Below are 14,023 nucleotides of genomic sequence, written 5' to 3'. Positions count from 1 at the left end.
GGCGGCGAGGTCGCGGTGGTGTTCGGCCGCGAGCGCGCCGGCCTGGACAACGACGAGCTGCAGCTCTGCCACGCCGCCGTGCACATCCCCGCCAATCCCGAGTACAGCTCCTTGAACCTCGGCGCCGCGGTGCAGGTGCTGAGCTACGAACTGCGCATGGCCGCGCTGGCCGCGGCCGAAGCCGGCGGCGGCGCGGAACGGCGCGACCCGCCGGCCTCGCACGCGCAGCTGGAGGGCTTTTTCAGCCAGCTCGGCGAGGCCCTGGATGCGATCGATTTCCACAAGGGCCGCGCGCCCGAGTCGGCCATGCGCAAGCTGCGCCGGCTGTTCCTGCGCGCCGACCTGGACGAGCGCGAAGTGCGGCTGTTGCGCGGCGTGCTGGCCGATGTCGAGCGCATGGCCATGCTGGCCGGGCAGCGCGGCTGAAGCCCTGGCCGGGCGCGCCGGCGACGCCATCGGCGACGACGGTTCGGCCGCGTCGGACGCAGGGCTGTCGGCGGCCGGCGCGACGAGGTATCGGTCGGCCCCGGGTTTCGATTACGCTGCGCTGGCAATCCGACCAGGTGAAGGCTGTTGATCGCTAGTACGCGGTTTCTCGGTTTGCTGTTCGGGCTCGTCCTGGCCGGGGCGGTGGCTCCCGTGGCCGCGTGGTCGGCGCCGCACGACACCGAGAACGGCCACAAGGACGGGGCCGACGCACACGTCCTGGTACTGGGCCGGATCAGCGACGATCCCAAGGCCCACTACGAGCAGCTCAAGCCCTTGCTGGATTACGTGATCCCGCGCATGGCCGATGTCGGCATCCGCGAAGGCCGCATCCTGATGGCCAAGGACGCGCAGCAGATGGGCAGCTACATGCGCCGCGGCCGGGTCGACTGGGTCACCGAGACCGCCGGCACCTCGGTGCTGCTGCGCCAGCGCGCCGATGCGCGCCTGCTGTTGTTGACCGAGCGCGACGGCGTCAGCCACTACCACAGCGTGTTCTTCGCCCGTCGCGACAGCGGCCTGCGCTCGCTCGACGACCTCAGCGGGCACAACGTCGCCTTCCAGCGGCCGTCGTCGACCAGCGCCTATTTCGTGCCGGCCGCGGCCCTGCTCGAACGCGGTCTGTCGCTGGAGATCCTGCTGTCGCCGACCGATCGCATCAACCGCGGCGCGGTCGGCTATCTATTCGCGCGCTCGGAGCTCAACATCTCGACCTGGGTGCACAAGCGCCTGGTCGATGCCGGGGTGATGAGCAACCTGGACTGGGACAATCCGCGCCGCGTGCCCGACGCCTTCCGCCGCGACCTGGTCGTGATCGGCCGCAGCCAGCAGTACCCTCGCGCGCTGGAACTGGTGCGCGGCGATCTCGCCCCGAAGGTCGCCGCCCGGCTTAGGGAGGTGTTGCTGGACGCCGCCGGCGACCCGGACGCCGGCGAAGCGCTGTTGCGCTTCTTCAAGACCACCCGGTTCATGCCGATCGACCCGGCCTCGCAGCGCGCGCTCGAGCATATCTCCGACGGCGTCGCCCGCGTGCGCGCGGAGGTCGAATGAGTCTGCGCGCCGGCCTGCAGGTCAAGTTCTTCGCGATCATGGCGGTGGCCTTCCTGGTCGTGGTGACCCTGATCCTGATGCTGCTCAACCGCCAGGAGCGGATGCAGAGCGAAGTGGTCGGGATCAGCCGCGAGGCGATGCGCGACACCATCGCCGAGAGCCTGAGCCGGCACGGCGAGGGCGAGGTCGCCCAGCTCGCCGGTTCGCTGACCAATCCGCTGTATTACTTCGACCTGGACGCGATCGGCGAGCTCGGGCGCGCGGCGATGATGAATCCCGGCGTGCGCTACGTCATCGTCTACGACAACGAGGGCAACATCGTCCACGACGGCAACGAAGAGATCCCGAGCTACGGCAAGCGCATGGACGATGCGATGGCGGCGAAGATCATCACCGCCCAGGCCTTGTCCACTCAATGGAGCGAGACCACCCTCGACGTGTCCGCGCCGATCAAGGTCGGCCAGCAGCGCCTCGGCGGCGTGCGCGTGGGCTACGACCTCAAGGCGATGCGGACCTACCAGGACAGCGCCCTGGACAAGGTGCGCCAGCGCCTGGAAGACCTCGGCCGCCGGCAGTTGTTCTGGGTCGGCGTGCTCAGCGTCGGCCTGCTCGCGCTCGGCGGCCTGATGCTGTGGCTGATCCAGCGCTGGCTGGTCAACCCGATCCGCGAACTCGCCGACGCCGCCCACACCATCGAGAACGGCCAGTTCGACAGCGCGCCGCCGATCGCCCACAGCAACGACGAGGTGGGCGACCTGATGCAGGCCTTCGGCCGCATGAGCCAGAGCCTGGCCCGGCACGACCGCGACATCCGCCGCATGGCCTATACCGATGCGCTGACCGGGCTCGCCAACCGGTTGGCCTTCCGCGAGGTGCTGGACCAGCGCCTGCTGCACCTGCGCGGCGACAGCGGCCAGCTCGGCCTGCTGTTCGCCGACATCGACGACTTCAAGCGCGTCAACGACACCCTCGGCCACGACGCCGGCGACGAGGTGCTGTTGCAGTTCGCCAACCGCATCCAGGAAACCGTGCAGCGCATCGGCGGCGAGCGCGCCCTGCTGGCGCGTTTCGGCGGCGACGAATTCGTGATCCTGGTCGAGGGCAGCCGCGAGCGCAACGGCGAGGCGCGCACCATCGCGACCCACCTCGCCGAGGTGCTGGTCGGCGAACTGGGCCAGCCGATCGTGGTGCACGACCGCCAGGTGTTCCTGGGCACCTCGATCGGCGTGACCCTGTATCCCGAGGACGCTTCCGGCGCGACCGCGCTGATGAAGAACGGCGACATCGCCATGTACCAGGCCAAGGTCGCCGGCAAGAACTGCTACCGCTTCTACAGCCGGGCGATGGACCAGGCGGTGGAGCGCCGCGTGCATCTGGAGCACGAACTGCGCGGCGCCTGGGACCGCGGCGAACTGAGCCTGGTCTACCAGCCGGTGTTCCGGCTTGCCGACGGCGCCATGGTCGGCGCCGAGGCGCTGCTGCGCTGGAAGCATCCCGAGCAGGGGTTGATCGCACCGTCGGTGTTCATCGACGTGGCCGAACAGAGCGGGCTGATCGAGACGCTCGGCCCGCAGGTGCTGCGCGCGGCCTGCGAGGACGCGGTCGCCTGGCAACGCGCGCGGCCCGGCGCCGACCCGCTGTTCGTCTCGGTCAACGTCTCGCCGCGCCAGTTGCGCAGCGGCGACCTGCCGAACGTGGTCGCGGCCTGCCTGCAGGAAACCGGCCTGCCGGCCGCGCATCTGCATCTGGAGCTCACCGAGACCGCGGTGATCGGCGACGAGGTCCACGCCAGCAGCCTGTTGGCGCGGTTGCGCGCCAGCGGGGTCAAGGTCTGGCTCGACGATTTCGGCACCGGTTTCTCCGGCCTGAGCCATCTGCGGCGGGTGCCGGTCGACGGGGTCAAGATCGACCGCAGCTTCATCGCCGACGTGCTGCGCGACCCGGACGACCTGGCGCTGACCACGGCGATCATCGCCATGGCCCATTCGCTCGGCATCACCGTGGTCGCCGAAGGCGTGGAGAAGGAAGGCCAGTACGCGGTGCTGCGCGAGCGCGGTTGCGATCTCGCCCAGGGCTATTGGCTCGGCCACCCGGTCAATACCGAGGAATTTTTGGCGCTGTTGCTCGGCTGAGGCCGCGCGAGCGGGCGACGCCGGCCAGGACTCGCCGGCATCCGAACCACGCGACCCGTCGCCGCGGCGTTACCGACGGCCTGCGGCGGGTCGCCCGGGCCGCCGCACGGCGCTTCGGCCCGAGCTTGCGCTCAGCCGCTCCGGCTCAGCCATCCGGCTTAGCCAATCTTGTCCTGCGCCAGCGCGATCCACTCGGCCAACGCCTGGGCCAGGCTGCCGGACAAAATGCCGAACACCGTCACCGCGACCGCACCGGCGGCCCAGGCCACCGCCATCAGCTTGCCGTCGCGTTCCAGCAGGGCGAAGGCGAACAACAGCAGCAGGCCGCCGAACAGGAAGTTGGTGAACGGAATCGGCAGCGACAGCAGTACGCCGAGCAGCACCAGCAACAGGCCGGTGAAGGCGTTCGCGGCGCGATGGTCGAGCAGGCCGGTCGCGCGCGGGCAGACCACGCGTTCGAGCCGGGTCAGCCACGGCGCGAGCAGGTTGCGGAACTTGCCCATCGCCCGGCGGTGCGGGCCGCGGCGGGCGATGAAGCCCGGCAGCCACGGCTTGCGTAGGCCGATCAGCAACTGCAGGCCGACCAGCACCACCAACGGCCCGCTGATCGCGCCGCCGACGCCTGGGATCGGGATGAAGGCGGGCAGGGTGGAGACGAACAGCAGCATGCCGAACGAGCGGTTGCCGAGGCCGGAGATCACATCGCCGAACTTGACCACCTCGTCGGGATCGCCGGCGACGATGGCGTCGAGCAGGGCGCGGGTGCCGGCTTCGTGCGGCTTGGGCTTGTGGCGCCGGCCGCGCGAGGGGCGCTCGTCTTCGCCGTCGGGGCCGTGGTCAGCCGCTGCTGTCATCGTCGCTGGACTCCGGGGGTTTCGGCAGGTGGCGGTGCAGCAGCAGTTTGTCGATGCGCGGCCCGTCGAGGTCGATCACCTCGACCCGCCAGCCCAGCCAGCTGAAATGCTCGCCGACGTGCGGGATGCGGCCGAAATGGGCGATCACCATGCCCGCGGCGGTGTGGAAATCGTGTTCGTCCTCGTCGGGCAGGCGTCCGCCGCCGATCACTTCGCGCAGCTCCTCCACCGGCAGCGCGCCGTCGATCAGGTAGGAGCCGTCCTCGCGTTGCACCACCGGGCCGGGCTGGTCGTCGGACTCGGCGGTCTGGATACGGCCGATCACCGCACCCATCAGGTCGTTGACCGTGACCAGGCCGGTGACGTCGCCGTATTCGTCGACCACCAGGGCCAGCGACTGCTGTTCCTCGCGGAAGATCTCCAGCAGCTTGAGGGCGTGGGTCGACTCGGACACGAACAAGGCATCGGTGAGCCGGCCGAACAGGTCGGGCAGGTTGCCGACGCCGAGGTTGCGCAGCAGCGACTTGGCCTCGAGCACACCGAGCACGTCCTGGTCGCTGCCGCGGTAGACCGGGAAGCGCGAGAACGGCGATTCGCGCATCGCCGCGAGGTTTTCCTCGATGGTCGCGCCGGCGTCGAGCCAGGCGATGCGGGTGCGCGGGGTCATCAGGCTTTCGGCGGTGCGGTCGCCGAGGCTGAGCACGCGGTTCATCATCTTGCGCTCGTCGGCGTCGATCACGCCCTGTTCGTGGCTTTCGCTCACCAGCAGGCGGATCTCTTCTTCGCTGATCTCGCTGCGGGCGTCGTCCTTGATCCCGAGCAGGCGCAGCACCAGGCGGTTGATCGCGCCGAGCGCGCCGACGACCGGCTTGGCGAAGCGGGCCAGCCCGGCCAGGACGATCGCCACCGAACTGGCGATCTTTTCCGGGTTGGTCAGGGCCAGGCGTTTGGGAATCAGCTCGCCGAAGATGACGCTGGAAGCGGTGATCAGGGTGACCGCGGTGCCGATGCCGATGCTGCGCGCGTACTCGGCCGCGCCGGGCAGCACGCCGCTGAGCCAGCCGGCGATCGCCAGGCCGATCGACTCGCCGCCGAAGGTGCCGGTGAGCACGCCGATCGCGGTGATGCCCACCTGCACGGTCGAGAGCAGGTTGTCGGGGTGCTCGGCCAACTGCAGGGCCATGCGGGCGCCCCGGCTGGGGTGCGCGGGGTCTTCGGCCATCTGCTTCAGGCGCAGTTTGCGCGAGGTCATCAGCGCCATCTCCGACATCGCGAAGAAAGCGTTGACGACGATCAGGGCCACGACGATCAGTAGTTCCAGCATCGGCAGTGCCTCCTGTGGCCGGTGGGTTCACGGAAGGAGCGCGCAACGCGATGGGTGGGGGCCGTCGAGGCGCGGCCGGGCGGCGCTTTTGGGTCGTCGTCCATGGAAAGGCTTGGCGGGGGAACGTACTGTTGAGAACAGGGGCCCGATCTTAGCAGGCCTTCACGGCGGCCCTTCGTGAAAGCCCGGGCCGGGGGCGGGGCGGCCGGACCGGCGCGTCTTCCAGGGGCCTGGGCGCCGCCGCGGGCGGCCGTCAAGGTGGGCGCGGCGTCGTCAAACCGTCATAATCGCGCCCGAAAACCCTTCGGCCCGGCGCGGCCGGCACGTATCGGCCCAGCCCAGAGGCACCCAGCATGTTTTCCCTGCAGACCATTTTCGGCCAAGGCAACCAGTTCTACACCCTGCTGGAGGAGGCCGCCGTCGCCGCCCACGACAGCACCAAGGCCCTGCACGCCATGCTCAAGGAGGCCGACCGCCAGCCGGCGCTGGACGCGTTCAAGCTGGCCCGCCAGCGCGAGCGCGAGACCTCCGACAAGATCAGCCAGGAGCTGGTCGACAGCTTCATCACCCCGATCGAGCGCGAGGACATCGAGTCGCTGAGCTCGGCCCTGTACAAGATCCCCAAGCAGGTCGAGAAGTTCGCCGACCGCTATTCGCTGGCGACCCGCCACCTGGAGCACATCGACTTCGCGCCGCGCGCGGCGATGCTGGAACAGGCCGCCGAGGTGGTGGTGAAGATGGTCCACCAGCTGCGCCAGCTCAAGCTGGAGCCGATGAAGGCCCTCAACGACCAGCTGCGCGCGCTCGAGAACGAGGCCGACCGGCTGATGCTCGAGCTGTACCGCGATATTTATTCCGGCCAGCTCGACAACCTGCAGATGTTCCTGCTCAAGGAGTTCTTCGAGATCCTGGAAAAGGCGATCGACCGCTGCCGCGAGGCCGGCGTGGTCGCCTACCAGATCGTCCTGAAAAACTCCTGAGGCGCGCGCGATGCTGACGCTCGTCCTGGTGGTGATAGTCGCGGCTCTGGTCTTCGAGTACGTCAACGGCTTTCACGACACCGCCAACTCCATCGCGACCGTGGTCGCGACCAAGGTGCTCTCGCCGATGCAGGCGGTGATCCTGGCCGCCTCGACCAACCTGGTCGGCGCCCTGTGGGGCACCGCGGTCGCCAAGACCATCGCCTCGGGCCTGATCGACGCCGGCGTGGTCGAGGTCGGCTCGCAGTTGATCCTGTGCGCGCTGCTCGGCGGCATCATCTGGAACCTGATCACCTGGTGGTTGGGCCTGCCGTCCTCGTCCTCGCACGCCTTGATCGGCGGCCTGTGCGGCGCGGCGATCGCGGCGGCCTCGAACAACTGGCATGCGGTGGTCTGGTCGCATCCGGCCGAGCCGATCTGGAAGAGCGCCGGCGTGCTGTGGAAGGTGATCGTGCCGATGTTCACCTCGCCGGTGCTCGGCTTCACCGCCGGCTTCCTGGTGATGGGCGTGCTGTTCGCGATCATCTCGTTCATGGCGCGCAGCGGCGGGATCCTGGCGCGGATCGCGCGGCCGCGCTGGGTCAACAGCTTCTTCGGCAAGGCCCAGCTGGTCAGCGCCGCCGGCATGGGCTTCGCCCACGGCATGAACGACGCGCAGAAGACCATGGGCATCATCGCCCTGGCGCTGATGAGCGCGCAGCAGGCCGGCACCCTGGACAACCTGCCGGCGTGGCTGGCCTTCCTGCATCCCTCGCCGGGCGCGATCGCCCACAACGACATCGACACCTGGATCAAGCTGACCTGCGCGGTGGTGATGGCCGCCGGCACCGCCGCCGGCGGCTGGCGCATCATCAAGACTCTCGGCCACAAGCTGGTCAAGCTGCACCCGATCCACGGCTTCGCCGCCGAGACCAGCGCCGCCTCGGTGATCATGTTCGCGTCCTCGCTGGGCATTCCGGTCTCGACCACCCACAACATCTCCGCCGCGATCATGGGCGTGGGCACGGCCAAGCGTTTCAACTCGATCAAGTGGACCGTGGTCGAGAAGATGATCTGGGCCTGGATCCTGACCATTCCGGCCGCCGGCGGCATCGCCTATGCGCTGTTCGAGACGATGCGGTTCTTCGGTTGGATCTGAGCCGAACCGGCCGCGCGGTGCGGCCTCTCGGCGCATAGCAAAAGGCCCGCAGCGATGCGGGCCTTTTTTGTGGCGGGGTTTGTTTATTGCGAATGCTGTGCGGGCGGCGTCGCCGTCGTGATGGCGCGACTGCGAACCCCCGGCGACGACACAGGCCTGAAGGCCTCGCGCTGCAGACGCCGAACGCGGCGGCCGCCAACCGACCGCCTTACAGCAGATCGCCGTCCGCCGACAGCACGCGTTCCATGCGGTCGCCGACGCCGCCGATCTCCATCACCAGGCGCTGCAGCTCGGCGGCGTCCAGGGTTTCGGCGGGACGGTTTTCGCACAATTGCAGATAGGGCACGCCGTCGAGGTTGCCGATCGCCAGGTAGCCGACGTGGCTTTCCCAGTTGAAGGCCAGCGCGCGGCGCGCGTCCAGGCCGGTGGTCGGCGCGATCGCGGTGCTCACGCGCACGAACGGACGGCCGTCGTCGTCTTCCAGTTCGGACAGGAAGATCGCCTGGTGGCGGGTGCCCTGTTCGAGCGAGAGCTCGATGCAGATCACGTTTTCGTCGTGGACGGTGAGGTGGAACCCGGCTCGGGTCAGATGGGTACGGATCTGTTCGAAATGCATGGGCGACTCCTGCGCGTTGCAGGGCCTATGCTACCGCGATGGACAGCGAAACTGCCGCTAAACGCATCCGGACCGCGATCCGCGCCATTCCCAAGGGCGAAGTCGCCGGTTACGGCGAGGTCGCGCGCCGCGCCGGACTGCCCGGACGGGCCCGCTTGGTCGCGCGCCTGCTCAGCGAGAACGACGACGCCAAACTGCCCTGGCATCGGGTGCTGCGTTCGGACGGGCGGATCGCGTTGCCGGAAGGTTCCGCCGGCTACCGCGAGCAATGCCAGCGCCTGCGCGCCGAAGGCGTGGAGGTGGTGAACGGGCGCGTGCGCGGCCAGCGCGCGGCGCCGACCCTGGACTCGCAGATCTGGGGCCCGGCCGACTGAACGCCGGCTGCGCGCGGGCGTCGCGCCCACGCGGCGCTCACGGTGCGCGGCCGAGGCAAGGGCTACCATATCGCCCGATTCGAGGAGCCGCGATGTTTTCCAGTATCCCGCCGGTCGTCAGGAAACTGCTGATCGCCAATGTCGCCGTATTCATCCTGCAAGCGCTGTTGAGCCAAGGCGAAGCGACGCGCGGTTGGGTGCTGTGGCTGGAGTTGTGGCCGTGGCTGCCCGCGCACGTTCCGGCCGACGGCAACTTCATGCCCTGGCAGTTGCTCACCTCGGGCTTCATGCACGGCGGCATCGGCCACCTCGTGTTCAACATGCTGGCGCTGGTGATGTTCGGCGCCTCGCTCGAATACGAATGGGGCGCCAGGCGCTTTGCGATCTATTACTTCACCTGCCTGATCGGTTCGGCGCTGCTGCAGTTGCTGGTCGCCTCGGTCGCCGCGCGTCACGGCGACCTCTATCTGACCCTTGGTGCGTCCGGCGCCATCTACGGCCTGTTGCTGGCCTACGGCCTGCTGTTTCCGAACCGGCGCGTGACCTTGCTGCCGTTTCCGATCGTGCTCAAGGCGCGTACCCTGGTGATCATCTATGCGGTCGCCGCGGTGATCTACGGCGTATTCGCCCAGGGCACCGGCGTCGCCCATTTCGCCCATCTCGGCGGCATGCTGGTCGGCTGGCTGACGATCCGGTATTGGCGCAAGCGGCCGCCGGGCGGCGGCAGCGGCGGCCCCCGCCGCGATCCGCGCGTGGAAGCCCTGCGCCAGCGCCGGCGGACCACGAAGTTGCGGGTGGTCAAGTAAAGCGAAAGCCGCCCTGCGCTCAGAACCCCGGGCGCAGCCTGACCTGTTCCAGCTCGCGCTTGATCGAGCGCCAGAACAGGCTCGGCGCGATCCAGGTATAGGCGCAGAACGCCAGCCACAGATACGACAGCGGCCCGGCCCAGTGCGAGAGCCCATGTTCGGGCAGGGCGATCAGGGCGATGCGATAGAGCAGGAAGATGCCGAGCAGCAGCACCACCGCGCGGGTGCGCGAACCGGCGCTGATGTAGCTCTGGAACCGCCACCACAGCCCGAGCAGCCAACTGCGGCGCGCTTTCACCGCCGCCATCAGGGTCAGCGCCTCGGCGTCCATCGGGTCGATCTGCAGCGCCCAGACCGCGTGGTCGCGGGCGCTGTCGGTGCGGCCGGCGGCGAGTTCGCAGTGGCCGAGCACGCACAGGGCCTCGACGTGTTCGGGATGCGCGGCCAGCACCTCGCGGGCGAGCGCCTCGGCCTTCTGGCGCTCGCCGCGGCGCAGCTCCAGCGAGGCCAGCAGGGCCTGGTAGTCGACGTCGCCCGGTTCTAGTTCGCAGGCGCGGCGCGCTTCCACCAGTGCCTGCGCGTCGCGGCCCCAGGCGCTGTAAAGGCGGGCGAAGGCATCGGCGATCGAGGCCGAGTCCGGGTCGAGTTCGCGCGCCGACTGCAGATGGGTTTCAGCGTCGCGGAAACGCCGGCCGGCGGTGGCGACGATCGCCGCGGCCAGATGCGCGAACGGCGAGTCGGGTTCGAGCTCGAGCGCGCGTCCGGCTTCCAGCGCGGCCGCATGCAGGCGCTTGCGCTTGACCAGGCACAAGGCGAGAAAGGCGTGCGCGCCGGCCTGGTCGGAGTCTTCGCCGAGCAGGCGCAGCAACGCATCGATGGCCTCGTCGATCTGGCCGTGAGCGTAGTAACGCTCGGCCATCCGGAACCAGTAACCGTGGCTGACGTCGTTCATTGCAGGATCACCGAGACCAGGGCGGGCAATTGCACGCTCGCGAGCGCACCGCGCCCGACCACCGCCAGCAGGATCATCAGGGGCAGGCCGTTGCGCGGCTGGCCGCCGTAGTACTCCCAGATCTCGAAGCAGCGCTGCTGCATCAGGTACACCGCATAGGCCATGCCGAGCTTGAGCAGCAGGATGCTCAGAAAGGCGTAGCGCAGCTGCGCGCCCTGCAGCCAACCCTTCTGCTCGCACAACGCCAGGGCGAACAGCAGCAGCGGGCTGCCGATCGCGCTCAGGCCGATGCAGGCCCATTCGCGCCAGCGCGTCGGGCTGCCGAGCGCCAGCGAATTGAAACCGAACCAGGCCAGGCCGAACCCGCTGCCGGCCAGCATCACGCTGAGCAGCGGCCAGACCGGGTCGACCGCGTAGCGCGACAGGCCGGACGGCAGGGGCTCGTCGGGCAGGCGATAGACCGAGGTCGCCATCAGCCGCCCCCGTGGCGCTTGAGGAATTCCAGCACCTCGTCGTATTGGCCGCCCTGGTTGGCGTACCGGGCGTGGTTGCGCGCCGTGGTCAGCCATTCCAGGGTGGTCGAACGGGTGTCTTTCAGGGCCGCGCGCAGGTGGCTCATCGTCAGCGGTATTTCCCGGCCCTGGTCGATCGAGGCCTCGATCGCTTCGTCGATCGCGGTCTCGACCAGGTTGCGCAGATCGGCGCCGGAATAGCCCGAGCTCAGGCGCGCGATCTCGGCGCCGTCGATGTCCTCGCCGAGCGGGCGCTCGCGCAGCAGCAGCTCGAGGATGGCGCGTCGCGCCGGCTCGTCCGGCGGCGGCACGAACAGCACCCGGTCGAAGCGGCCGGGCCGGCGGAACGCGGCATCGACCGCCCAGGGCACGTTGGTCGCGCCGAGGATCAGCACGCCCTGGTTGTTCTGGGCGAAGCCGTCGAGTTCGGTCAGGAACTGGCTGACCAGCTTGGCCGAGGTGGCCTCGCGCGAGTACTGGCGCTTGCCGCCGATGGCCTCGATCTCGTCGAAGAACACCACCGCCGGGGCGGTGCGCCGCGCGGTCTCGAAGATCGCATGCAGCTTGCGCTCGGACTCGCCGATATACATGTCCAGTACGTCGGTAATGGCCACGTTGTAGAAACGCGCGCCGCATTCGCCGGCGGTGGCGCGGGCGAGCAGGGTCTTGCCGCAGCCGGGCGGCCCGTACAGCAGGATGCCGCCGCCGGAGCGGCGCTTGAAGCGCTCGAACAGCGAGGGCTTGAGGAAGGGGGTGATGATGCGGCGGCGGATCTGGTGCTTGACCTCGTCCAGGCCGCCGACGTCGGCGAAACCGATCCGCGCCTCCGGCGGCTGCAACAGCCGCGACACGTCTTCGGCATCGGTGTCGTCGTTGGCGATGCTGGTCTGCAGGCTGCCGGCCTGCAGACGCCGCGCGTTGGCCAGCGAGATCACCTTGCCGGCCAGCTCGGTCGCCAGGGCGGCGTCCTCGAGCGCCGGGTTGAGGGCGATGGCCTGCTGGTACAGGCTGCGCGCGTCCTCGCGGCGGCCCTCGCCGAGCAGCTGCCGGGCGCGCGCGAACAGCGACGCCGCCGAGTTCTCCGGGGCGATCCGCAGCACCCGCTCGTCGTGGCGGTGCGCCAGCAGCAGGCGCAGCGCGGCGTCGCGCTGGGTCGGGTCGGCCAGCAGGGCGTCGCCGCCGAGCTCGAGTGCGCGGATCAGCGCGTCCGGGTCGGACTCGTTCAGGCAGGCGTTGACGACCAGCATGCCGAGCGCCGGGTTGTGCGGGCTGGCGGCGAGCGCGGCGAGCAGATCGTCGAGGGAGGTATCGGGCATGGCGGCATCCTGGCCGGGCGTGGCGGCGTATAGCGTAAAGAAAAACCGCGCGGGATAGGTTCGCGATCTCAACCGTACCGTGCCGCCGGTTGCGGTTCGACGAGCGCTGCGCCTACAGTGCGAACTGTGGCGCAGGTCCGTTTCCGGGCTGCGAGCCACGCCCCGTCAGCAAGCCCGCCGCCGCAGGACCGCGCGCCGCCCGCGCGCCGCCCGCCGATGGCGACGCCAAGGATCCAGGCCGTCCGTCGATGACTTTTTCGCCCGAACCTTCCGCCGCGGAGCAGGCCGCGGCCCGCGTCCGCGATGCCGTCCATTCCGCCACCGCCGGCCTGGTCGAACGCGAGCAACTCGCCGAGCTGATCGTGCTGGCCGCGGTCGCCCAGGAACACCTGCTGATCGTCGGCCCGCCCGGCACCGCCAAGAGTGCGGTGGTGCGGCGCGTCGCCGCCGCGCTCGGCGGGCGTTACTTCGAGTACCTGCTCGGGCGCTTCACCGAGCCGGCCGAGTTGTTCGGCCCGGTCGACCTGCGCCGGCTGCGCGAGGGCGTGGTCGAGACCGATGTCACCGGCATGCTGCCGGAGGCCGAGGTCGCCTTCCTCGACGAGGTCTTCCTCGGTTCGACCGCGATCCTCAACACCTTGCTCGGCGTACTCAACGAGCGCCGCTTCCGTCGCGGCCACACCCAGATCGACTGCCCGCTGCGGGTCTGCGTCGGCGCGGCGAACGCTTTGCCCGACGACGAGTCGCTGGCGGCGTTCGCCGACCGCTTCCTGTTGCACCTGTTCGTCGAGCCGGTGCCGGACCATCAACTCGAAGCCCTGCTCGAAGGCGGCTGGCGGTCCGAACGCGCCGCGGTCGAGCACCGTACCGAACTGGCCGACATCGACCTGCTGAGCCGGCGCGTGCCGCAGGTGAGCATGGGCCCGGCGCGCGGCCTGCTGGCCGAGGCGATCCGCAAGCTCCGCAGCGCCGGCCTGAGCCTGTCGGACCGGCGCATCGTCAAGGTCCAGCGCCTGATCGCCGCGGCCACGGTGCTCGCCGGGCGCGACACCGCGACCGCCGCCGACCTGTGGCCGCTGTTCTACGTGATGCCGACCCGCGAGGCGCAGGCCGCGGCCCAGGACGCGCTGCGCGACTCGCTGTCGACGGCGGCCAACCCGACCCTGCGCGCCGCGGTCGAACACGCGGTGTTGCAGCCGGTGTCGCGCGCCGCGCGGCTGATCGAAGCCGCGCGCAGCTGCCTGCAAGGCGCCGTCGGCGCACCGGGCTCGGCGACGATGGCCGAAGCCCTGCTGCGCGAGATCGACGCCAACTTCGACCCGCATTCGATTCCGCCTGAACTCGCCGCCGAGCGCGCGCGGCTGGTCGAACGGGTCGCCGCGCCGACATGAAGTGGCGCTGGCGGGCAGAGGCCGACCCGCCCGCGCCGCAAGGCGCGATCGGGATCGGCGCGGCGGCGCAGGGTTTGCTCGACGCGCTGGCG

General features: G+C 69.7%; 14 protein-coding genes. 8 read left to right on the top strand and 6 right to left on the bottom strand.

Annotation, left to right across the window (positions count from 1 at the left end):
• The 3 genes from ACSAMQ_RS17255 to ACSAMQ_RS17245 form a co-directional block, all read left to right on the top strand.
• The coding region (locus ACSAMQ_RS17255) for an RNA methyltransferase (protein WP_435396839.1) at positions 1-426 on the top strand (426 nt) is incomplete at its 5' end.
• A gap of 144 nt (positions 427-570) precedes the next feature.
• Complete coding sequence (locus tag ACSAMQ_RS17250) at positions 571-1,536, top strand: phosphate/phosphite/phosphonate ABC transporter substrate-binding protein (RefSeq protein ID WP_435396840.1); 966 nt, start codon at positions 571-573, stop codon at positions 1,534-1,536.
• The gene (locus ACSAMQ_RS17245) at positions 1,533-3,668 is read left to right on the top strand and encodes a putative bifunctional diguanylate cyclase/phosphodiesterase (RefSeq protein ID WP_435396838.1); all 2,136 of its coding nucleotides are present in this window, start codon (positions 1,533-1,535) and stop codon (positions 3,666-3,668) included. Before ACSAMQ_RS17250 ends, ACSAMQ_RS17245 begins: the two co-directional genes overlap by 4 nt.
• Positions 3,669-3,826: 158 nt before the next feature.
• Here the strand turns inward: ACSAMQ_RS17245 and ACSAMQ_RS17240 are convergent, their stop codons facing one another.
• Both ACSAMQ_RS17240 and ACSAMQ_RS17235 read right to left on the bottom strand, forming a co-directional pair.
• Positions 3,827-4,522 (bottom strand): exopolysaccharide biosynthesis protein, encoded by a 696-nt coding sequence (locus ACSAMQ_RS17240; protein WP_435396837.1) that lies wholly within the window; start codon positions 4,520-4,522, stop codon positions 3,827-3,829.
• Positions 4,506-5,846, bottom strand: a complete 1,341-nt coding sequence (locus tag ACSAMQ_RS17235) for a hemolysin family protein (RefSeq protein WP_435396836.1) — start codon at positions 5,844-5,846, stop codon at positions 4,506-4,508. Before ACSAMQ_RS17235 ends, ACSAMQ_RS17240 begins: the two co-directional genes overlap by 17 nt.
• A gap of 353 nt (positions 5,847-6,199) precedes the next feature.
• Between ACSAMQ_RS17235 and ACSAMQ_RS17230 the strand changes: the two genes are divergently transcribed.
• A complete protein-coding gene (locus ACSAMQ_RS17230) occupies positions 6,200-6,826 on the top strand; it encodes a DUF47 domain-containing protein (protein ID WP_435396835.1) in 627 nt (208 codons plus the stop codon).
• Positions 6,827-6,836: 10 nt separating this feature from the next.
• On the top strand, positions 6,837-7,964 hold the full coding sequence (locus ACSAMQ_RS17225; RefSeq protein WP_435396834.1) for an inorganic phosphate transporter: 1,128 nt from the start codon (positions 6,837-6,839) through the stop codon (positions 7,962-7,964).
• 208 nt (positions 7,965-8,172) lie between these two features.
• On the opposite strand, the gene ACSAMQ_RS17220 is transcribed toward ACSAMQ_RS17225, so the two are convergent.
• A complete protein-coding gene (locus tag ACSAMQ_RS17220) occupies positions 8,173-8,580 on the bottom strand; it encodes a hypothetical protein (RefSeq protein WP_435396833.1) in 408 nt (135 codons plus the stop codon).
• A 38-nt stretch (positions 8,581-8,618) separates the two neighbouring features.
• Between ACSAMQ_RS17220 and ACSAMQ_RS17215 the strand changes: the two genes are divergently transcribed.
• A complete protein-coding gene (locus ACSAMQ_RS17215; RefSeq protein WP_435396832.1) occupies positions 8,619-8,954 on the top strand; it encodes an MGMT family protein in 336 nt (111 codons plus the stop codon).
• A gap of 92 nt (positions 8,955-9,046) precedes the next feature.
• Complete coding sequence (locus ACSAMQ_RS17210; RefSeq protein WP_435396831.1) at positions 9,047-9,760, top strand: rhomboid family intramembrane serine protease; 714 nt, start codon at positions 9,047-9,049, stop codon at positions 9,758-9,760.
• Between the two features lie 19 nt (positions 9,761-9,779).
• Here ACSAMQ_RS17210 and ACSAMQ_RS17205 read toward each other — a convergent pair whose 3' ends face one another.
• The 3 genes from ACSAMQ_RS17205 to ACSAMQ_RS17195 are packed head-to-tail and all read right to left on the bottom strand — an operon-like array spanning position 9,780 to position 12,540.
• On the bottom strand, positions 9,780-10,712 hold the full coding sequence (locus ACSAMQ_RS17205) for a tetratricopeptide repeat protein (protein WP_435396830.1): 933 nt from the start codon (positions 10,710-10,712) through the stop codon (positions 9,780-9,782).
• Positions 10,709-11,185 carry a hypothetical protein gene (locus ACSAMQ_RS17200; RefSeq protein WP_435396829.1) on the bottom strand — a complete coding sequence of 159 codons (477 nt, stop codon included), beginning with the start codon at positions 11,183-11,185 and terminating at the stop codon, positions 10,709-10,711. Before ACSAMQ_RS17200 ends, ACSAMQ_RS17205 begins: the two co-directional genes overlap by 4 nt.
• A complete protein-coding gene (locus ACSAMQ_RS17195; protein WP_435396828.1) occupies positions 11,185-12,540 on the bottom strand; it encodes an AAA family ATPase in 1,356 nt (451 codons plus the stop codon). The genes ACSAMQ_RS17200 and ACSAMQ_RS17195 overlap by 1 nt, the downstream gene beginning before the upstream one ends.
• Positions 12,541-12,788: 248 nt before the next feature.
• Between ACSAMQ_RS17195 and ACSAMQ_RS17190 the strand changes: the two genes are divergently transcribed.
• Positions 12,789-13,931: an AAA family ATPase gene (locus ACSAMQ_RS17190; RefSeq protein WP_435396827.1), complete on the top strand. Its 1,143-nt coding sequence runs from the start codon at positions 12,789-12,791 to the stop codon at positions 13,929-13,931.
• Positions 13,932-14,023 lie beyond the last annotated feature (92 nt).

Origin of the sequence: Lysobacter sp. 1R34A (assembly GCF_051217035.1) — a bacterium.
In the GTDB taxonomy this organism is placed as follows: Bacteria; Pseudomonadota; Gammaproteobacteria; order Xanthomonadales; family Xanthomonadaceae; genus Lysobacter.
Note: the sequence above shows the minus strand (reverse complement) of the source record. Positions and strands in the feature narration are given on the sequence as shown.